Annotated in this window: 2 protein-coding genes; both read left to right on the top strand. The window is 75.2% G+C overall.

All coding sequences use genetic code 11. The features are described from left to right. Positions 1 to 17: 17 nt before the first annotated feature. Positions 18 to 9,677: a type I polyketide synthase gene (locus tag ABH937_RS00595; protein ID WP_370216856.1), complete on the top strand. Its 9,660-nt coding sequence runs from the start codon at positions 18 to 20 to the stop codon at positions 9,675 to 9,677. Positions 9,678 to 9,796: 119 nt separating this feature from the next. Continuing rightward, the gene (locus ABH937_RS00590) at positions 9,797 to 21,643 is read left to right on the top strand and encodes an SDR family NAD(P)-dependent oxidoreductase (RefSeq protein WP_370216741.1); all 11,847 of its coding nucleotides are present in this window, start codon (positions 9,797 to 9,799) and stop codon (positions 21,641 to 21,643) included. The last annotated feature ends 223 nt before the right edge of the window (positions 21,644 to 21,866 follow it).

The following is a 21,866-nucleotide window of genomic DNA, read 5'->3' as shown; positions in this document are numbered from 1 at the left end:
AGGAATGGACGGACATGGTGAACGAGGACAAGCTGCGCGACTACCTCAAGCGCGCCACCGCTGATCTGCGGAACGCTCGCCGGCGCCTGCGGGAGCTGGAGGAGCGCGACCAGGAGCCGATCGCGATCGTCGGCATGGCCTGCCGCTACCCCGGTGGGGTGTCCTCTCCGGAGGAGCTGTGGCGGCTGGTGGCCGACGGTGGTGACGCCGTCACCGGCTTCCCGACCGACCGTGGCTGGGAGGTCGAGTCGCTGATCGACGAGGACCCCGACCAGCAGGGCACCAGCTACGTCAGCCAGGGTGGTTTCCTGCACGACGCCTGCGAGTTCGACCCGGCCTTCTTCGGGATCTCGCCGCGCGAGGCACTGGCGATGGACCCGCAGCAGCGGCTGCTGCTGGAGACCTCCTGGGAGGCCTTCGAGCGGGCCGGCATCGACCCGACCGGGCTCAAGGGCAGCCGGACCGGCATCTTCGCCGGCCTGATGTACCACGAGTACGCCAGCCGGCTCAGCTCGGTGCCGGAGGGCGTCGAGGGCCACCTGGGGACCGGCAGCTTCGGCAGCGTCGCCTCGGGCCGGGTCTCCTACACCCTCGGCCTGGAGGGCCCGGCGGTCACCGTCGACACCGCGTGCTCCTCCTCGCTGGTCGCCCTGCACCTGGCCGTGCAGGCGCTGCGCACCGGCGAGTGCACGCTGGCGCTGGCCGGTGGCGTCACCGTGATGGCCACGCCCGGCACCTTCGTGGAGTTCAGCCGGCAGCGCGGGCTTGCCACCGACGGGCGCTGCAAGGCCTTCTCGGCCGACGCGGACGGCACCGGCTGGGGCGAGGGCGTCGGCATGCTGCTCGTCGAGCGGCTCTCCGACGCGCGGCGCAACGGGCACCCGGTGCTGGCCATCGTGCGGGGCTCGGCGATCAACCAGGACGGCGCCAGCAACGGCCTCACCGCCCCGAACGGCCCGTCCCAGCAGCGGGTGATCCGGCAAGCGCTCGCATCGGCCGGTCTGACGCCGGGTCAGGTCGACGCGGTCGAGGCGCACGGCACCGGCACCACGCTGGGCGACCCGATCGAGGCGCAGGCCCTGCTGGCCACCTACGGCCAGGAGCGGGCGGCCGAACGGCCGCTGCTGCTCGGCTCGTTGAAGTCCAACATCGGCCACACCCAGGCGGCGGCCGGGGTCGGCGGCATCATCAAGATGGTGATGGCGATCCGCCACGGCGTGCTGCCGAAGACGCTGCACGTCAGCGAGCCGTCCCCGGACGTGGACTGGTCGGCCGGTGCGGTGGAGCTGCTGACCGAGGCGCGGGACTGGCCGGACACCGGGCAGCCGCGCCGGGCCGCCGTCTCCTCCTTCGGGTTCAGCGGCACCAACGCACACATCATCATCGAGCAGAGCATCATCGAGCAGAGCACCGCCGAGCAGGCTCCGTCGGCCGAGCAGCCGCCCGCCGAGCAGCAGCCGCCGGCCCAGGTGCAGGGCGCCGCGATCGAGGCCGACGTGCTGCCCTGGCCGGTGTCCGCCCGAGGCGCGGCGGCGCTGCGCGGGCAGGCGGCCCGGCTGGCCGCCTTCGCGGCCGTCGAGCCGGTGCCGGACGCGGCGGCCGTCGGGCTCTCGCTGGCGGTGGGCCGGGCCGCGCTGGAGCACCGGGCCGTGGTGCTCGGCACCGACCTCGCGGAGTTCGGTCGCGGACTGGAGACGCTCGCCGCCGGTGGGGTGGCCGCCGACCTGGTCGAAGGCGTGGCCCAGCCGGTCGGCAAGGTCGCCTTCGTCTTCCCCGGGCAGGGCTCGCAGTGGGCCGCGATGGGCGTCGAACTGTGGGACCGGTCGCCGGTGTTCCGCACCGCGATCGAGGAGTGCGCGGCTGCGCTCGCGCCGTTCACCGACTGGTGGCTGCCGGACGTGCTGCTCGGCCGGGCCGGCGAGGAGTGGCTGGACCGGGTCGAGGTCGTGCAGCCGGTGCTGTGGGCCGTGATGGTCTCGCTCGCCGAGGTCTGGCGGGCGGCGGGTGTCGAGCCCGCGCTGGTGGTGGGCCACTCGCAGGGCGAGATCGCGGCCGCCGTGGTGGCCGGGGTGCTGTCGCGTGCCGACGGCGCCAAGGTCGTCGCGCTGCGCAGCAAGGCGATCGCCGCCGGCCTGGAGGGCCACGGCGGCATGGTCTCGATGGCGCTGCCGGTGGCCGCGGTCCGCGAGCGGCTGGCCGCCTGGGGCGAGCAGCGGATCTCGGTGGCGGCCGTCAACGGCCCGACCTCGGTGGTGGTCGCGGGCGAGCCGGCGGCGCTGGACGAGCTGCTCGCCGGCTGCGAGGCGGACGGTGTCCGGGCCCGTCGGGTGCAGGTCAGTTACGCCTCGCACTCCGCCCAGGTCGAGGCGATCCAGGAGGAGCTGGCCACCGCGCTGGCCGGGATCGCCCCGGTCACCGGGCGGGTGCCGCTGCTCTCCACGGTGACCGGCGAGCTGCTCGACGGCGCCGCGATGGACGCCGCGTACTGGTACACCAACCTCCGCTCCACCGTGCGGTTCAGCGACGCGGTCCGGGCCGCCGTCATGGACCACGGGGTCGGCGGGTTCGTCGAGGTCAGCCCGCACCCGGTGCTGCTGACCGGCCTTCAGGAGGTCCTGGAGGAGGCCGACGCGCCGGCCGTCACCGTCGGCACGCTGCGGCGCGGTGAGGGCGGCGCCCGCCGGATGGCGGCCTCCTTCGCCGAGGCCTGGGTGCGCGGCATCGCCGTGGACTGGCAGGCCGCCGTGTTCGCGGGCACCGGCGCGCAGCGCGTCGAGCTGCCCACCTACGCCTTCCAGCGCAGCCGCTACTGGTTGGACGCGCCGAGCGCGGCCGCCGCCGAGCAGCGTGACGCCGCGCTGGATCCGGTGGAGGCGGAGTTCTGGGCGGCCGTCGAGAACGAGGACCTGACGGCGCTGGCCGGCTCGCTCGACCTGGGTGGGGACGCCCCGTTGAGCGCTGTGCTGCCCGCGCTCTCCTCCTGGCGGCGCCAGCGCCGCGAGCAGTCCGTGATCGACGGCTGGCGCTACCGGGTCGGCTGGCAAGCGCTTACCGACCTGCCCGCCCCGGTGCTCTCCGGCACCTGGCTGGTCGTCGTGCCGGCCGGCCTCACGGCGGACGCCTGGGCCGTCGGCGCCGTCCAGAAGCTCACCCAACGCGGCGCGGACCTAAAGCAGTTGGTGGTCGACGAGGCCGACCTGGAGCGGGCGGCGCTGGCCGAGCTGCTCCGCCGGGAGCTGCCGGAGGGCGCCGCGCCCGCCGGGGTGCTGTCGCTGCTCGCGCTGGACGAGACCCGCTGCCCCGCGTACCCGTCGGTGCCGTTCGGCATGGCGGGCTCGGTCGCGCTGCTCCAGGCGCTGGCGGACGCCGGGTTCGAGACGCCGGTGTGGACCGCCACCCGGGGTGCGGTGGCGGTGAACCGCGGCGAGCGGCTGGCCAGACCCGCGCAGTCACTGGTCTGGGGGCTTGGCCGGGTCGCCGCGCTGGAGGACGCGCAGCGCTGGGGCGGTCTGCTGGACCTGCCCGAAACGGTCGACGAGCGCGCCCTGGATCACCTGGTCGGCGTGCTGGCCGGCACCGGGGTCGAGGACCAGCTGGCCGTCCGGGCCGCCGGGGTGTTCGTCCGCCGCCTGCTGCACGCGCCGGCCGGCCCGGCGCAGGGCGAGAGTTGGCGGCCGAGCGGCACCGTCCTGGTCACCGGCGGCACCGGCGCGCTCGGCGCGCACGTGGCCCGCTGGCTGGCCGGCAACGGCGCCGAGCACCTGCTGCTGACCAGCCGCCGCGGCCCGGACGCCGAAGGCGCCGCCGAACTGCACGCGGAGCTCACCGCGCTGGGCGCCCAGGTCACCATCGCCTCCTGCGACGTCTCCGACCGTGCGGCGCTGGCCGAGCTGCTGGCGGGCATCCCGGCCGACCGGCCGCTGACCGCCGTGATGCACACCGCCGCAGTGCTGGACGACGCGGTCATCCAGGCCCTGACGGCCGATCAGCTGGAACGGGTGCTGCGGGTCAAGGTCGACGCCGCCCTGCACCTGCACGAGCTGACCCGCGACCTCGAGCTGTCCGCGTTCGTGCTCTTCTCCTCCTTCGCCGCCACCTTCGGCGCCCCCGGCCAGGGCAACTACGCGCCCGGCAACGCCTTCCTGGACGCGCTGGCCGAGCAGCGGCGGGCCGACGGCCTGCCCGCCACCTCGGTGGCCTGGGGGCCGTGGGGCGAGGGCGGCATGGCGGCCGAGGACGGCGTCGGCGACCGGATGCGCCGGCACGGCATCCTCGAGATGGCGCCCGGGCGGGCGGTGGCCGCCCTTCAGCAGGCGCTGGACCAGGGCGACACCGTGCTGACCGTCACCGAGATCGACTGGCAGCGCTTCGCGCTCGCCTTCACCTCGGGCCGGGTCCGGCCGCTGCTGTTCGAGCTGCCCGAGGCCGTCGCGGCCCTGGCGCGCACCGGCGGCGGCGCCGAGGAGCAGGAGAGCGCCGGCGACGGCCTGGCCGCCCGGCTCGCCGGTCTCGCGGCGGCCGAGCGCGAGGAGATCCTGCTCGACCTGGTCACCTCCCACGTCGCGGCCGCGCTCGGCTACCCGGGCCCGGAGGCGGTGGACACCGGCCGGGCCTTCAAGGAGCTCGGCTTCGACTCGCTCACCGCCGTCGAGCTGCGCAACCGGCTCGGTGCGGCCGCCGGGATCAAGCTCCCCGCCACCCTGATCTACGACCACCCCAACGCCGTCGCACTCGTGCGCCACCTCGCGGAGGAACTCTCCGGCACCGCCGGCGCGGTGGCCGCCCCGGTCGTGGTCAGGGCCGCCGACGAGCCGATCGCGATCGTCGGCATGAGCTGCCGGTTCCCCGGCGGCGTGGCCTCGCCCGAGGACCTGTGGCGGCTGCTGGTCAACGCGGGTGACGCGCTGTCGGAGTTCCCCGCCGACCGTGGCTGGGACCTCGACGCGGTCTTCAACGCCGACCGCGACCACCAGGGCACCTCCTACATCCGCGAGGGCGGGTTCCTGGACGACGCCAGCCGCTTCGACGCCGCCTTCTTCGGGATCTCGCCGCGTGAGGCGATGGCGATGGACCCGCAGCAGCGGCTGCTGCTTGAGACCTCCTGGGAGGCGCTCGAGCGGGCCGGCATCGACCCGGGCGCGCTGCGCGGCAGCCGGACCGGCGTCTTCGCCGGCACCAACGGATCGGACTACCTGGCCCTGCTGGCCGGCGCGGCCGAGTCGGCGGAGGGCCATGTCGCCACCGGCACGGCGGCCAGCGTGGTCTCCGGCCGGGTCTCCTACCTGTTCGGCCTCGAAGGCCCGGCGATGACCGTGGACACCGCCTGCTCGGCCTCGCTGGTGGCCCTGCACCTGGCGGTGCAGGCGCTGCGCAACGGCGAGTGCGAGCTGGCGCTGGCCGGTGGCGTGACCGTGATGTCGACCCCGGGGACCTTCGTCGAATTCAGCCGCCAGCAGGGGCTGGCCTCCGACGGCCGCTGCAAGCCGTTCTCGGCCGCCGCGGACGGCTTCACGCCCTCCGAGGGCGTCGGCATGCTGCTGGTCGAGCGGCTCTCCGACGCGCGGCGCAACGGGCATCCGGTGCTGGCCGTGGTGCGCGGCTCGGCGATCAACCAGGACGGTGCCAGCAACGGGCTGACGGCGCCGAACGGTCCGTCCCAGCAGCGGGTGATCCGGCAAGCGCTCTCCAGTGCGGGATTGACGGCCGCTCAGGTCGACGCGGTGGAGGCGCACGGCACCGGCACCGCGCTCGGCGACCCGATCGAGGCCCAGGCGCTGCTCGCCACCTACGGCAGGGACCGGCCCGAGGGCCGGCCGCTCTGGCTCGGTTCGGTGAAGTCCAACATCGGCCACGCGCAGGCGGCGGCCGGCCTGGCCGGCGTCATCAAGATGGTGCTGGCGATGCGGCACGGCGTGCTGCCGGAGAGCATCCACATCGACGAACCGACCCCGGAAGTGGACTGGTCGGCGGGTGCGGTGGAGTTGCTGACCGAGGCCAGGGCCTGGCCCGAGACCGGGCAGCCGCGCCGGGCGGGCATCTCCTCGTTCGGGTTCAGCGGGACGAACGCGCACATCATCCTGGAGCAGGCACCGGCCGTCGAGCAGGAGCCGGTCCTCCAGGCCGAGCCGTCCGACCCGCCGCAGGCCGGCAGCCCGGTGCTCGGCGCCGAGGTGCTGCCGTGGCTGGTGTCGGGCCGAGGCGCGCAGGCGCTGCGCGGTCAGGCGGCGCGGCTGCGGGCCTTCGCGGCCGCCGAGCCGGAGTTGGACGCGGCGGGCGTCGGCCGCTCGCTGGCGGTGGACCGCGCGGTGCTGGAACACCGGGCGGTGGTGCTGGGCGGGGACGTCGAGGAGTTGGGTCGCGGTCTGTCGGCGCTGGCCGCCGGCGAGGTCTCGGCCGAGGTGATCCAGGGGATCGCCGGTGCCCCCGGGAAGGTGGCGTTCGTCTTCCCGGGCCAGGGCTCGCAGTGGGCCGCGATGGGTGCTCGGCTCTGGGAGGAGTCGGCGGCGTTCCGGGCCTCGATCGAGGCGTGCGGCGCGACGCTGGCGCCGTTCACCGACTGGTCGTTGGAGGACGTGCTGCTCGGCCGGGCCGGTGAGGCGTGGCTGGAGCGGGTGGACGTGGTGCAGCCCGTGCTCTGGGCGGTGATGGTCTCGCTGGCGGAGGTCTGGCGCGGGGCGGGCGTCGAGCCCTCGGTCGTGCTGGGTCACTCGCAGGGCGAGATCGCGGCCGCCGTGGTCGCCGGTGCGCTGTCGCTCGAGGACGGCGCCAAGGTCGTCGCGCTGCGCAGCAAGGCGATCGCGGCCGGCCTGGCGGGCCTGGGCGGCATGGTGTCGCTGGCGCTGCCGGTGGCCGCCGTCCGCGAGCGTCTCGCCCGCTGGGGCGAGCGGCGGATCTCGGTGGCCGCCGTCAACGGGCCATCCTCGGTGGTGGTTTCGGGCGAGCCGACCGCGCTGGAGGAACTGCTGGCCGCCTGTGAGGCGGACGGTGTCCGGGCCCGGCGGATCCCGGTGGACTACGCCTCGCACTCGGCACAGGTCGAGCTGATCCGCGACGAGCTGCTCGGCGTGCTGGCCGGCATCGAGCCGCGCGCAGGGCGGGTGCCGCTGCTGTCCACGGTGACCGGCGAGCTGGTGGACGGCTCGGGCATGGACGCCGAGTACTGGTACACCAACCTCCGCGAGACCGTGCGGCTGCAGGAGGCCACCGAGGCGCTGCTCGCCACCGGCTACGGGACGTTCATCGAGGTCAGCCCGCATCCGGTGCTGGTGATGGCGGTTCAGGAGAGCATCGAGGAGGCGGACCGCGACGCGGTGGCCTTCGGCACGCTGCGCCGTGGCGAGGGCGGCGCCCGCCGGGTGCTGGCCTCGTTCGCCGAGGCCTGGGTGCGCGGTGTCGCGGTGGACTGGCAGGCCGCCGTCTTCGCGGGCACCGGCACGCGGCGGGTCGAGTTGCCGACCTACGCCTTCCAGCGCCGCCGCTTCTGGCCCGAGGCGGCCAGGCCCGAGACCTGGTCCGGGCAGGCCGGCAACGACCCGGTGGAGACGGCGTTCTGGGAGGTCGTCGAGAGCGAGGACCTGGCGGCGCTGGCCGGCTCGCTCGACCTCGGCGGGGAGGCCCCGCTGAGCGCCGTGCTGCCCGCGCTCTCCTCCTGGCGGCGCCGGCGCCGCGAGCAGTCCGCCATCGACGGCTGGCGTTACCGGGTCGGTTGGCAGGCGCTCACCGACCTGCCGGCCGCGCCGAGCCTGGCCGGCACCTGGGCGGTCATCGTGCCCGAGGAACTCGCCGAGCAGGGCTGGGTGGCCGACACCGCCCGGGCCCTGGACCGGGCCGGCGCGGAGGTGCGGACGTTCAGCCTCAGCGGGCTCGACCTGGACCGGGAGGCGCTGGTCGACGTGCTCCGCAAGGAACTTGGCGATGTGGTCGAGCTGACCGGCGTGCTCTCGCTGCTCGCGCTGGACGAGCGGCCGCACCAGGACCACCCGGGCCTGCCGCTGGGCCTGGCCGGGACCGTCGGGCTGGTCCAGGCACTCGGCGACGCCGGGTTCGAGGCGCCGCTGTGGTGCGCCACCCGGGGTGCGGTGGCGGTGAACCGCGGCGAGCGGCCGGCCGGACCCGCGCAGTCGCTGGTCTGGGGTCTCGGCCGGGTCGCGGCGCTCGAGCAGCCGCAGCGCTGGGGCGGCCTGCTGGACCTTCCCGAGCGGATCGACGAGCGCGCGCTGGACCGGCTGGTCGGCGTGCTGGCCGGCGCCGGGGTCGAGGACCAGCTGGCCGTCCGGGCCTCCGGGGTGTTCGTCCGCCGGCTGCTGCCCGCGCCCGCGGGCCTCGCGCCTGAGGCGAGTTGGCGCCCGAGCGGCACCGTCCTGGTCACCGGCGGCACCGGCGCGCTCGGCGCGCACGTGGCCCGCTGGCTGGCCGGCAACGGCGCCGAGCACCTGCTGCTGACCAGCCGTCGCGGCCCGGACGCCGAAGGCGCCGCCGAACTGCACGCGGAACTCACCGCGCTGGGCGCCCAGGTCACCATCGCCTCCTGCGACGCGGCCGATCGGGCGGCGCTCGCCGAACTCCTGGCCGCCGTACCGGCGGACCGGCCGCTCACCGCGGTCGTGCACACCGCGGGCGTGCTGGACGACGGCGTGCTCGACTCGCTGACGCCCGACCGGGTCGCCGGGGTGCTGCGTCCGAAGGTGGACGCCGTGCTCAACCTGCACGAGCTGACCCGAGAGTCGGACCTGACGGCCTTCGTCCTGTTCTCCGGCATCGCCGGCACGCTGGGCGACCCCGGGCAGGGCAACTACGCGGCCGCCAACGCCTTCCTGGACGCCTTCGCCGAGCACCGCCGGGCCCAGGGCCTGCCCGCCACCTCGGTCGCCTGGGGCCGCTGGGGCGAGTCGGGCATGGCGGCCGACGGCCTGATCGGCGACCGCCTGGACCGGGCCGGACTGCCCGGCATGCGGCCCGAGTCGGCGATCGCCGCCCTCCAGCAGGCGTTGGACCTGGACGAGACCGTGGTCACCATCGCTGACATCGTCTGGGAGCGGTTCGCGCCCGGCTTCACGGCCGTGCGCGCCTCCGCCCTGCTGGACGAACTGCCCGCCGCCCGCCGGCAGTCCGGTGGCGAGGAGGCCGGCGCGCAGGCGGCGCCGAGCGACGCCGCCGAGCTGCGCCGGCGCCTGGCGGGGATGGCGGAGCTGGAGCGCGAGCAGGCCGTCCTCGACCTGGTCCGGGCCCACGCGGCGGCGGCGCTCGGCCACGCGACGGTGGACGAGGTGGTCGGCGGCCGGGCGTTCAAGGAGCTCGGACTGGACTCGCTGACCGCGCTGGAGCTGCGCAACCGGCTCAGCGCCGCCACCGGGCTGCGGCTGCCGGCGACGTTGGTCTTCGACTTCCCGACCCCGGCCGCGCTGGCCACCCGGCTGCGGGCGGAGCTGCTGCCCACCGGCGGCGGGCAGGGCGAGCCCTCGCTGGCCGACCTCGACCGGCTGGAGGCCGCGCTGGCGGCGGTCTCCGCCGACGAGGACACCCGCGCGGACGTCGCCGCCCGCCTCCAGGCCCTGGCGGCCCGGTGGAGCGGCGCGCCGCGCGAGCGGGAGGCCGAGGAGCAGGTGACCGAGAAGCTGCAGGCGGCCTCGGCCGACGAGCTGTTCGCCTTCATCGACAACGAGTTGGGCATCGCCTGACGGGCCCGCCTCCGTGGGCGCGGCCCGTGCGGCCCGCACGGCCGCGCCCACGACCGGACCGGGCCCGGATCGGCCCGCAACTACTTGCAGCAGTGATCGAATTGGGTGAGGTTCCAACAGTGGATCAGGAAAAGCTCCTCGACTATCTGAAGCGCGTCACGGCGGATCTGCACCAGACCCGCCAGCGGCTGCGTGAGGCGGAGTCGGGCGACTCCGAGCCGATCGCCCTGGTCTCGATGAGCTGCCGGTTCGCGGGCGGGGTGAACTCTCCCGAAGATCTCTGGCAGTTGGTGGCCGAGGGCCGCGATGCGATCGGCGACTTCCCGGCCGACCGGGGCTGGGACATGGAGTCGCTCTTCGACGAGGACCCCGAGCAGCAGGGCACCAGCTACACCCGGCAGGGCGGCTTCCTGTACGACGCAACCGAGTTCGACGCCGCCTTCTTCGGCATCAGCCCCCGCGAGACGCTCGGCATGGATCCGCAGCAGCGGCTGCTGCTCGAGGCGTCCTGGCAGGTGCTGGAGCGGGCGGGCATCGATCCGACCTCGCTCAAGGGCAGCCGGACCGGTGTCTTCGCCGGGACCAACGGCCAGGACTACGGCGAGCTGCTCTACCAGGTGCCCGAGGGAGTCGAGGGCTACACCCTCACCGGCAACTCGGCGGCCGTGCTCTCCGGCCGGCTCTCCTACACCTTCGGCCTGGAGGGCCCGGCCGTCACCGTCGACACCGCCTGCTCCTCCTCGCTGGTCGCCCTGCACCTCGCGGTGCAGGCGCTGCGCCAGAAGGAATGCTCGCTGGCGCTGGCCGGCGGCGTCACGGTGATGTCCAGCCCGCGGGCGTTCATCCAGTTCAGCCGCCAGCGCGGGCTCGCCGCCGACGGCCGCTGCAAGTCCTTCGCCGCCGCCGCCGACGGCACCGGCTGGGGCGAGGGCGTCGGCATGCTGCTGCTGGAGCGGCTCTCCGACGCCCAGCGCAACGGCCACCCGGTGCTCGCGGTGATCCGCGGCTCGGCGGTCAACCAGGACGGCGCTTCGAACGGTCTGACCGCGCCGAACGGCCCCTCCCAGCAGCGGGTCATCCGCCAAGCGCTCTCCAGCGCGGGGCTGACGCCCGGTCAGGTCGACGTGGTCGAGGCGCACGGCACCGGGACGGTGCTCGGCGACCCGATCGAGGCCCAGGCCCTGCTGGCCACCTACGGGCTGGAGCGGCCCGAGGACCGGCCGCTCTGGCTGGGCTCGGTCAAGTCGAACCTGGGCCACACCCAGGCCGCCGCCGGTGTCGCGGGCATCATCAAGATGGTGCAGGCGATGCGCCACGGCGTGCTGCCCAAGACCCTGCACGTGGACGAGCCTTCGCCGCACGTCGACTGGACCTCGGGCGGCGTGGCGCTGCTCGAAGAGGCCCGGCCGTGGCCGGAGACCGGCGAGCCGCGCCGCGCGGGCATCTCCTCGTTCGGCGTCAGCGGCACCAACGCCCACATCATTGTCGAGCAGAGCATCATCGAGCAGGCACCCGAGGTCGAGCAGGCACCCGCGGTCGAGCCGTCCGCCGGCCGGACCCCGGCGGCCGCCGCCCCCGCGCTGCTGCCGCACCTGGTCTCGGGCCGGACGGCCGAGGCGCTGCGGGCCCAGGCCGCCCGGCTGCGGGCCCACCTGGAGACCGTCCCGGACCTCGCCCCGGCCGACCTCGCCCACTCGCTGGCCACCACCCGCGCCGCCCTGGACCACCGCGCCGTCGTGCTGGCCGCCGACCGCGCCGAACTGCTGACCGGCCTGGACGCGTTGGCCGCCGATGAGAGCGCGCCGCAGCTGGTGCGCGGCGTCGCCGCCACGGGCCGCACGGCCTTCCTCTTCACCGGCCAGGGCAGCCAGCGCGCCGGGATGGGCGCGGAGCTGTACAGCGCTTTCCCGGCGTTCGCGCAGGCCTACGACGAGGTCTGCGTGGAGCTCGACCGGCACCTGGCGACGCCGCTGAAGGACGCCGACGCGCTGATCGACGAGACCGCCTACACCCAGCCGGCGCTGTTCGCGATCGAGGTGGCGCTCTTCCGGCTGCTGGAATCCTGGGGCCTGGCACCGGACTTCCTGGCCGGCCACTCGATCGGCGAGCTGGCCGCCGCGCACGTCGCGGGGGTCCTGTCGCTCGCCGACGCGGCCGAGCTGGTGGCGGCGCGCGGCCGGCTGATGCAGGAACTGCCGCGCGGCGGTGCGATGGTGTCGCTCCAGGCGGCCGAGGACGAGGTGCTGCCGCTGCTCGCGGGCCGCGCCGACACGGTGGGCATCGCCGCCGTCAACGGCCCGAGCGCCGTGGTGATTTCGGGCGCCGAGGACGACGTGCTGGCCATCGCCGGGCACTTCGAGGAGCTGGGCCGCAAGACCAAGCGCCTCACCGTCAGCCACGCCTTCCACTCCCCGCTGATGGACGGCATGCTGGCGCAGTTCCGCAAGATCGCCGAGGGCCTGGACTACCAGCCGCCGCGGATCCCGATCATCTCCACCGTCACCGGCGCCTCGCTGAGTGCCGAGGAGGTCTGCTCGCCCGAGTACTGGGTGCGCCACGTCCGCGAGGCCGTCCGTTTCCTGGACGCCGTCCGCCGGCTCGACGCCAGCGGTGTCACCAGCTACCTGGAGCTCGGCCCCGAGGGCGTCCTCACCGCGATGGCCCAGCACTGCCTCGGCGAGCAGGCCGACGGCGCCGCCCTGGTGCCCACGCTGCGCGCCGGCCGCCCCGAGGTGCGGAGCCTGCTGACCGCGCTCGCGCTGGCCCACGTGCACGGCGCCGCGCCCGACTGGTCCGCCGTCAGCGCCGCTTGGGGCGGCGCCCGGGTGGACCTGCCCACCTACGCCTTCCAGCGCCGCCGCCACTGGCCCGAGCCGCTGGCCGGCTGGCTCGGCGACGTCGCCTCGGCCGGTCTCGGCACGGCCGACCACCCGCTGCTCGGCGCCGCCGTCGCGCTCGCCGACGCGGACGGGGTGCTCTTCACCGGGCTGCTCTCACTGCGGACCCACCCCTGGCTGGCCGACCACGCCGTCATGGGCAGCGTGCTGCTGCCCGGCACGGCCTTCGTCGAGCTCGCGATCCGGGCCGGCGACCACGTAGGCTGCCACCAGCTCGCCGAACTGACCCTGCAGGCCCCGCTCGTGCTGCCCGAGCACGGTGCCGTCCAGATCCAGCTCGCGGTGGGGGAGGCGGACGCCACCGGCGCCCGCGGCTTCACCCTGCACTCCCGTCCCGAGCCCGAGGAGGCCGTCAGCGGCGCGGCCCTGACCGCCGAGCACGCCTGGACCCGGCACGCCACCGGCATCCTCGCGCCCGCCGGTACCGGCCACCGCGCCGAGCCGCTCGGCCTGGACAGCTGGCCGCCGGCCGGCGCCACCCCGGTCGAGACCGAGGGCCTCTACGACTTCCTGGCCGAGGCCGGGTTCGGCTACGGCCCCACCTTCCAGGGCCTGCGCGCCGCCTGGCAGTCGGGCGACGAGATCTTCGCCGAGGTGCGGCTGCCCGAGCAGGCCAGGGCCGAGGCCCGCCGGTTCGGCCTGCACCCCGCCCTGCTGGACGCCGCCCTGCACGGCGTGGGCATGGGCACCCTGCTGAGCCCCAGCGAGTCCGGGCGGCTCCCGTTCGCCTGGAGCGGCGTCACCCTGCACGCCTCGGGCGCCGACACCCTGCGGGTGCGGCTCTCCCCGGCCGGTGCGGACGCCGTCTCGGTCACCGTCGCCGACGGCACCGGCGCCCCGGTCGCCCACATCGACTCGCTGCTGCTGCGCCCGGTCTCGGCCGCCCAGGTGCGGGCCGCCCGCGGCGCCCACGTGGAGTCGCTGTTCACCGTGGAGTGGCAGCCCGCCTCTCTCGGTGGTGCGGACACCGCGGGGTGGGCGCTGCTCGGCGCCGAGCGGCTCGCCCTCGATCTGCCCGGACACGCCGACCTGACCGCGCTGGCCGCGGCCATCGACGCCGGCGCGACGCCGCCCACCACCGTGCTCACCGTGGTGGCGGCCGAGCCCGGCGAGCTGCCGCAGGCGGCGCACGCGACGGCCCGCCGCGCCCTCGCCCTGGTCCAGGAGTGGCTGGCCGCCGACGAGTTCGCCGACGCTCGGCTGGTGCTGGCCACCCGCGGCGCGCTGGCCGTCAGCGCCGGCGAGGCGGTCGCCGAGCTGGCCGCCGCCACCGTCTGGGGCCTGGTCCGCTCGGCCCAGACCGAGAACCCGGGCCGCCTGGTGCTGCTCGACCTGGACGGCGACGAGGCTTCGCTGCGGGCGCTGCCCGCCGCCCTGAGCACCGCGCTGGCCGCCGACGAGTCGCAGCTGGCGCTGCGCGAGGGCGTCCTGTTGCTGCCCCGGCTGGCCCGGGTCGCCGCCCCCGCCGACGACGTCTCGCCCGGTCTCGAGGTGGGCCCGGACGGCACCGTGCTGGTCACCGGCGCCACCGGCACGCTGGGCCGGCTGGTCGCCCGTCACCTGGTCGCCGTGCACGGCGTGCGGCACCTGCTGCTGGTCTCCCGGCGCGGCGCCGAGGCGGCCGGCGCGGCCGAACTCGCCGCCGAGCTCGGCGAGTCGGGCGCTTGTGTCCGGTTCGCCGCCTGCGATGTGGCCGACCGCGAAGCGCTGGCCGCGCTGCTCGACTCGCTCGCGCCGGAGCACCCGCTGAGCGCCGTGGTGCACACCGCCGGCGTGCTGGACGACGGCATCGTCTCCGCGCTCACCCCCGAGCGGCTGACCCCCGTGCTGCGTCCCAAGGTCGACGCGGCCTGGCACCTGCACGAGCTGACGAAGGATCAGGACCTCACCGCCTTCGTGCTCTTCTCGGCGGCGGCGGCCACCCTCGGCGGACCCGGCCAGGCCAACTACGCCGCCGCCAACGCCTTCCTGGACGCGCTCGCGCAGGACCGCCGGGCCGCGGGGCTGCCCGCCACCGCGCTGGCCTGGGGCCTGTGGGCCGAACGCAGCGGCATGACCGGCAGCTTGGAGGCGGCCGACCTCCAGCGGATGGCTCGCGGCGGGGTCGCCGCGCTCTCCTCCGAGCAGGGCCTGTCGCTGCTCGACACCGCTGCCGCGCTGGGCGGTGCGAGCTACGTCCCGATCCACCTGGACCTGGCCGGGCTGCGGGCCCAGGCCGCGAGCTCGGCGCTGCCCGCCCTGCTGCGCGGCCTGGTCCGGGCGCCGGCCCGGCGTGCCGCGCAGGTCGAGCAGGCCGCCGGCTCGCTCGGCGAGCAGCTGGCCGCGCTGCCGGCCGCCGAGCGGAGCAAGGCGCTGCTGGCCCTGGTCACCGGTGAGGTGGCCGCCGTGCTCGGCCACGGCGGCGCCGACGCCATCGAGCCGAACCTGGCCTTCAAGGAGCTCGGCTTCGACTCGCTGACCGCCGTCGAGCTGCGCAACCGGCTGACCGCCGCGACCGGCCTGCGGCTGCCGGCCACCCTGGTCTTCGACTACCCGAACCCGGCCGCCCTCGCCGACCAGCTGGGCGCCGAACTCCTCGGCTCGGTCCAGAGCGTGGCCACCCCGGCCGGACCGCGCGCCAGCACCACCGGCGTCGCCGACGACCCGATCGCGATCATCGGCATGGCCTGCCGCTACCCGGGTGGGGTGACCACGCCCGAGGAGCTCTGGCAGCTGGTCACCAGCGGCCGCGACGGCATCTCCGGATTCCCCACCGACCGCGGCTGGCTGGTGGACGCGCTGCACAGCGCCGACGCCGAGCGGGCGGCCGCCGCGCTGCAGGGCGGGTTCCTGCATGACGCCAGCGCCTTCGACCCCGGCTTCTTCGGCATCAACCCGCGTGAGGCGCTGGCGATGGACCCGCAGCAGCGGCTGCTGCTCGAGGCGTCCTGGGAGGCCTTCGAGCGGGCCGGCATCGACCCGACCTCGGTCAAGGGCAGCCGGACCGGCGTCTTCGCGGGCGTGATGTACCACGACTACGTCACCCGGCTGCCCGCCGTCCCCGAGGACGTCGCGGGTTACCTCGGCACCGGCGGCTCCGGCAGCGTGGCCTCGGGCCGGGTCTCCTACACCTTCGGCCTGGAGGGGCCGGCGGTCACCGTGGACACCGCGTGCTCGTCCTCGCTGGTCGCCCTCCACCTGGCCGCCCAGGCGCTGCGCAGCGGCGAGTGCTCGCTGGCGCTGGCGGGCGGCGTGACCGTGATGGCCACGCCCGACACCTTCGTCGACTTCGCCCGCCAGGGCGGCCTGTCCTCCACCGGCCGCTGCAAGTCCTTCTCCGCCGACGCGGACGGGACCAGCTGGGCCGAGGGCGTGGGCATGCTGCTCGTCGAGCGGCTCTCCGACGCCCGTCGCAACGGGCACCCGGTGCTGGCGATCGTCCGGGGCACGGCGGTGAACCAGGACGGCGCTTCGAACGGTCTGACGGCGCCGAATGGTCCCTCGCAGCAGCGGGTGATCCGGCAAGCGCTTTCCAACGCCGGGCTGACGGCCGATCAGGTCGACGCGGTCGAGGCACACGGCACCGGCACCTCGCTGGGCGACCCGATCGAGGCGCAGGCGCTGCTCGCCACCTACGGCCAGGAGCACGGTGCGGAGCAGCCGCTCTGGCTGGGCTCGATCAAGTCGAACCTCGGGCACACCCAGGCCGCCGCCGGCGCCGCCGGGATCATCAAGATGGTGATGGCGATGCGGCACGGCCTGCTGCCGCAGACGCTGCACGTCGGTGAGCCGACCCCGCACGTGGACTGGACGGCGGGCGCCGTCGAGCTGCTGACCGAGGCACGGGACTGGCCGGAGACCGGCCGGCCGCGCCGGGCGGGCGTCTCGTCCTTCGGCGTCAGTGGCACCAACGCGCACGTCGTTATCGAGCAGGCACCGCTCGCTGCGGCTGAGCCCGCCACCCCGGTCGAGCCTGCCGCACCGGCCGCGCTGCCCTGGGTGCTCTCCGCCAAGACCCGCGAGGCGCTGCGGGATCAGGCGGGCCGGCTGCACGAGCAGCTGACCGCCGACGAGGCGTCGCACCCGCTCGACGTCGCCTTCTCACTGGCCACCACGCGCGCCGGCCTGGAGCAGCGTGCCGCAGTGGTCGGCGGCGACCGGATGGACCTGCTGCGCGGCCTGGCGGCACTGGCCGCCGGCGAGCCGGCCGGGCAGCTGGTCGAGGGCACCGCCGGCAGCACGCTGCGGACGGCGTTCCTGTTCACCGGTCAGGGCAGCCAGCGGGCTGGGATGGGTGGCGAGCTGTACAGCGCTTTCCCGGTGTTCGCCGCGGCGTATGACGCCGTGTGTGCGGAGCTGGACCGGTGGTTGGAGACGCCGCTCAAGGACGCCGACGCGCTGATCGACCAGACCGCGTACACCCAGCCGGCGCTCTTCGCCGTTGAGGTGGCGCTGTTCCGGCTGGTGGAGTCGTGGGGTGTGCGGCCTGACTTCCTGGCCGGGCACTCGATCGGTGAGCTGGCGGCCGCGCATGTGGCGGGTGTGTTCTCGCTGGCGGACGCGGCCAGGCTGGTGGCGGCGCGCGGCCGTCTGATGCAGGCGCTGCCGTCCGGTGGCGCGATGGTGGCCGTGCAGGCCGCCGAGGACGAGGTGCTGCCGCTGCTGGCGGACCGCGCGGATGTCGGTATCGCCGCCGTCAACGGGCCTACGTCTGTGGTGATTTCGGGTGCCGAGCAGGCCGTGGCCGAGGTGGCCGAGAAGCTCGCGGCCGACGGTCGCAAGACGAAGCGGCTGACCGTCAGCCACGCGTTCCACTCGCCGCTGATGGACGGCATGCTCGCCGAATTCCGTGCGATCGCAGCCGAGTTGACCTTCAACGCCCCGCAGATCCCGATCGTCTCGACGCTCGACCAGAGCGCCGACCTGACGTCCCCCGAGTACTGGGTGCGTCACGTCCGCGAGGCCGTCCGCTTCGCCGACGCGGTCGTGACCCTGGGGCGCGAGGGCGTGCGCACTTTCGTGGAGTTGGGCCCGGACGGCACGTTGTCGGCCCTCGCGCAGGAGTGCGTGACCGCCGAGGAAGGCGCTTTCACCCCGGTACTGCGCCGTGACCGCGCCGAGGCGCAGACGTTCACCACCGCGCTCGCCCAGTTGCACGTGCGCGGCGCCAAGCTCGACTGGCCGGCGGTCTTCGCCGGCACCGGCGCCCGCCGGATCGAGCTGCCGACCTACGCGTTCCAGCGCGAGCGCTACTGGCTGGAGGCCCCGGCGCTGTGGGCCGCCGATGTCGCCTCGGCCGGGCTGCTGGCCCCCGTGCACCCGCTGCTCGGTGCCGCCGCCCCGCTGGCCGAGTCGGACGGCTTCCTGTTCACCGGGCGGCTCGCGCTGGACACCCACCCCTGGCTGGCCGATCACGCCGTCTCCGGGACCGTGCTGCTGCCCGGCACCGCCTTCGTCGAACTCGCGGTCCGCGCCGGCGACCAGGCGGGTTGCGACCGGCTGGAAGAGCTCACCCTGCAAGCGCCGCTGCTGCTGCCGCCGAGCGGTGCGCTGCAGTTGCAGCTCTGGCTCGGCGCCGCCGACGAGTCCGGCACCAGGCCGCTCTCGGTCTACTCCCGTCCCGAGGACGCGGAGGCCGACGAGCCGTGGACCAAGCACGCCGGCGGCGCGCTGGGCACCGGCGGAGTGCGTGAGCCGGCCGAGGCCGGCGACCTCGCCGTCTGGCCGCCGGTGGACGCGGTGCCGCTGGAGACCACCGGCTTCTACGAGCGCCTGGCGGTCGGCGGATTCGCCTACGGGCCCGCCTTCCAGGGGCTGACCGCCGCCTGGCAGCGCGGCGAGGAGATCTTCGTCGAGGTCTCGCTGCCGGAGGGCACCGAGCCGGACGCGAGCCTGTTCGGGCTGCACCCCGCGCTGCTCGACGCCGCGCTGCACGGCACCTTCCTCCAGGGGAGCGGCGCCGAAGGGGGCCGGCTGCCGTTCTCGTGGAGCGGCGTCACGCTGCACGCCGCCGGGGCGAGCGCGTTGCGCGCACGGATCACCCCGCAGGGCACGGACGCGGTCGCCCTCACGCTCGCCGACGCCACCGGCGAGCCGGTGGCCACCGTGGAGTCGCTGGTGCTGCGCCCGATCGGCGCCGACCAGCTGCGCGGCGCCGCCCGCGGCACTCACCACGACTCGCTCTTCCACGTCGACTGGTCTGCCCTGCCGGCCGCGGCCGAGGTGACGCAGGACGGCCGCTGGGCGGTCGTCGGCGGCGACTCGGACCTGTCCGGCGCCTTCGCCGCCGCGGGCTTCGCGGTCGACACCTTCGCCGATCTGGCGGCGGTGGCTGCGGGTGGGACGGTGCCGGACGTGGTCTTCGTGCCGTGCTCGCCCTCGGCCGTCGGTGAGTTGTCGGCGGATGTGGTGCGGGAGGCGACGCACCGGGTGCTGGGCCTGGCTCAGGCCTGGCTCGCCGAGGAGCGGTTCGCGGACTCGCGGCTGGTGTTGGTGACCCGGGGTGCGGTGGCGCCGTTGGCGGGGGAGGAGTTGGCCGATCCGGCGCATGCCGCCGTCTGGGGTCTGGTTCGTTCCGCGCAGGCGGAGAATCCCGAGCGGTTCGTGCTGCTGGACCTGGACGACACCGAGGCCTCGGTCGCCGCGTTGCCGGCCGCGCTGGTGCTGCCCGAGTTCGAGCTGGCGCTGCGTCAGGGATCCTGCTACGCACCGAGGTTGGCGCGACTGGCGACCGATGACGCGCTTGCCGAGCCGCAGGACGCGGTTGCCTGGCGCCTGGGCATCCCGGTCAAGGGTGCGCTCGACAACCTGGCGCTGATCGAGCACCCGGCGGCCGTCGCGCCGCTGGAGCCCGGCAGCGTGCGGATCGGGGTGCGGGCCAGCGGCCTGAACTTCCGTGACGTGCTGAACGCGTTGGGGATGTACCCGGGCAACGCCGGTCTGCTGGGCCTGGAAGGCGCCGGCGTGGTGCTGGAGGTGGCAAGTGACCTCACCGATCTCGCGGTCGGTGACCGGGTGTTCGGCATGATGTCCGGCGGGTTCGGCCCGGTCGCCGTGGTCGACCGCCGGATGATCGCCAGGATGCCCGCCAGCTGGAGCTTCACCGAGGCGGCCTCCGTCCCGGTGGTCTACCTGACCGCGTACTACGCGCTGGTGGATCTGGCGGAGTTGCGGGCGGGTGAGTCGATCCTGGTGCACGCGGCGGCCGGTGGCGTCGGGATGGCGGCCGTGCAGCTGGCCCGTCACCTCGGCGCGGAGGTCTACGGCACGGCGAGCGCGGGCAAGTGGGACGCTCTTCGCGCGCTGGGGCTGGATGATGCGCACATCGCGTCTTCGCGTGATCTGGAGTTCGAGGAGCGGTTCCGCTCGGCGACCAGTGGTCGTGGTGTGGATGTGGTCCTTGACTCGCTGGCACGGGAGTTCGTGGACGCCTCGCTGCGGCTGCTGCCGCGTGGCGGGCGGTTCGTGGAGATGGGCAAGACCGACGTCCGCGACCCCGAGCAGGTGGCTTCCGAGCACCCGGGCGTGCGCTACCAGGGCTTCGACCTGATCGAGGCCGGCCCGCAGCGCACCGGCGAGATGCTCGCCGCCGTCCTGGAGCTCTTCGAGCAGGGTGCGTTGGCGCATCTGCCGATCGCGACCTGGGACGTTCACCGGGCGCCGGAGGCGTTCCGTTTCGTCTCGCAGGCCAAGCACATCGGCAAGGTCGTGCTCACCGTCCCGGCCCCGCTGGACCAGGACGGCACCGTCCTGATCACCGGCGCGACCGGCACCCTCGGGGCGCTGGTGGCCCGGCACTTGGTGGTCGAGCATGGTGCCCGGCATCTGCTGCTCACCAGCCGGCGCGGCGCCGACGCCCCGGGCGCGGCCGAACTCACGGCCGAGCTGCAGCAGTTGGGTGCCTCGGTGACCGTCGCGGCGTGCGATGCGGCCGACCGGGCCGGGCTCGCGGCGCTGCTCGGCTCGCTGGCGCGCCCGCTGACCGCCGTCGTGCACACGGCGGGCGTGCTGGACGACGGGGTGGTCAACGCCCTGACGCCCGAGCGCCTGGACACCGTGCTACGGCCCAAGGTGGATGCCGCGCTCAACCTGCACGAGCTGACCGCCGGACTCGACCTGTCGGCCTTCGTGCTCTTCTCCTCCGTCGCCGGCACCTTCGGCGGCGCCGGGCAGGGCAACTACGCGGCTGCAAACGCCTTCCTGGACGCGCTGGCGACCAAGCGCACCCGGGCGGGCCTGCCCGCGCTCTCGCTGGCCTGGGGCCTGTGGGCCGAGAGCAGCGGCATGACCGGCGACCTGGCGCAGGCGGACCTGGAGCGGATGGCCCGCGGCGGCATCACCCCGCTCTCCTCCGCCCAGGGCCTGGCGCTGCTCGACACCGCCGCGACGCTGGGCCGCGGCACCGTCGCCGCGATGGGCCTGGACGTCGCCGGGCTGCGCGACCACGCCGACCCGGCCACCGTCCCGCCGCTGCTGCGCGGCCTGGTGCGCGGCCCCGCGCGCCGCGCCGCCCGTGCCGCGGCCGGGGTGGTGGAGGGGCCGACGCTGGAGCAGCGCCTGAGCGGCCTGGCGCAGGACGAGCGCCGCAAGCTGCTGCTCGAACTGGTCTGCGTCCAGGTCGCCGCCGTCCTCGGGTACTCCGGACCGGAGGTCGTCGAGGCCGAACGGGCCTTCAAGGAGATCGGGTTCGACTCGCTGACCGGCATCGAGCTGCGCAACCGGATGAACGCGGCCACCGGCCTGCGGCTCTCCGCGACGCTGGTCTTCGACTACCCGACGCCCGCCGCACTCGCCGAGCTGCTGCTCGCCGAGATCACCCCGGCCCCGGCCGCCGCCGCACAGTCGCTGCTGGCCGAACTCGACCGCCTGGAGGCGGCGTTCACGGCAGCTCCGGTGCCCGACGGCGAGCTGCGCGGCAGCCTGGCGGCCCGGCTGCAGGCGATGCTGGGCCGGCTCGGCGAGCCCGCCGCGCCCACGGCGGTGGCGGGTGGTGGCGCGGTGGACGGCGGGCAGCTCAAGGCGGCTTCCGACGACGAGCTGTTCGCGTTCATCAACGACCAGCTCGGCCGCTCCCATGGAGGCGGCAACTGACCACCTGAGAGACGGAGTTGCCGCGGCCCCGGCCCGACGCAGTCGGTGCCGGACCGGGGCCGCGGCAAGGCTTCCCGCCTCGAAGAGCCGCGCCCGACGACCCCGCCAGGGCGCAGGAACGCCACAAGAGATTGCGATCACGTTGAGTACCCAACAGGAGAACCAACGCCCGCCCGCTGCACCGGCGGTGAGCACCTCCGCCGGCTCGCAGCCGTACAGCCGA

Origin of the sequence: Kitasatospora sp. GAS1066B (assembly GCF_041262605.1) — a bacterium.
GTDB lineage: Bacteria > Actinomycetota > Actinomycetes > Streptomycetales > Streptomycetaceae > Kitasatospora.
Note: the sequence above shows the minus strand (reverse complement) of the source record. Positions and strands in the feature narration are given on the sequence as shown.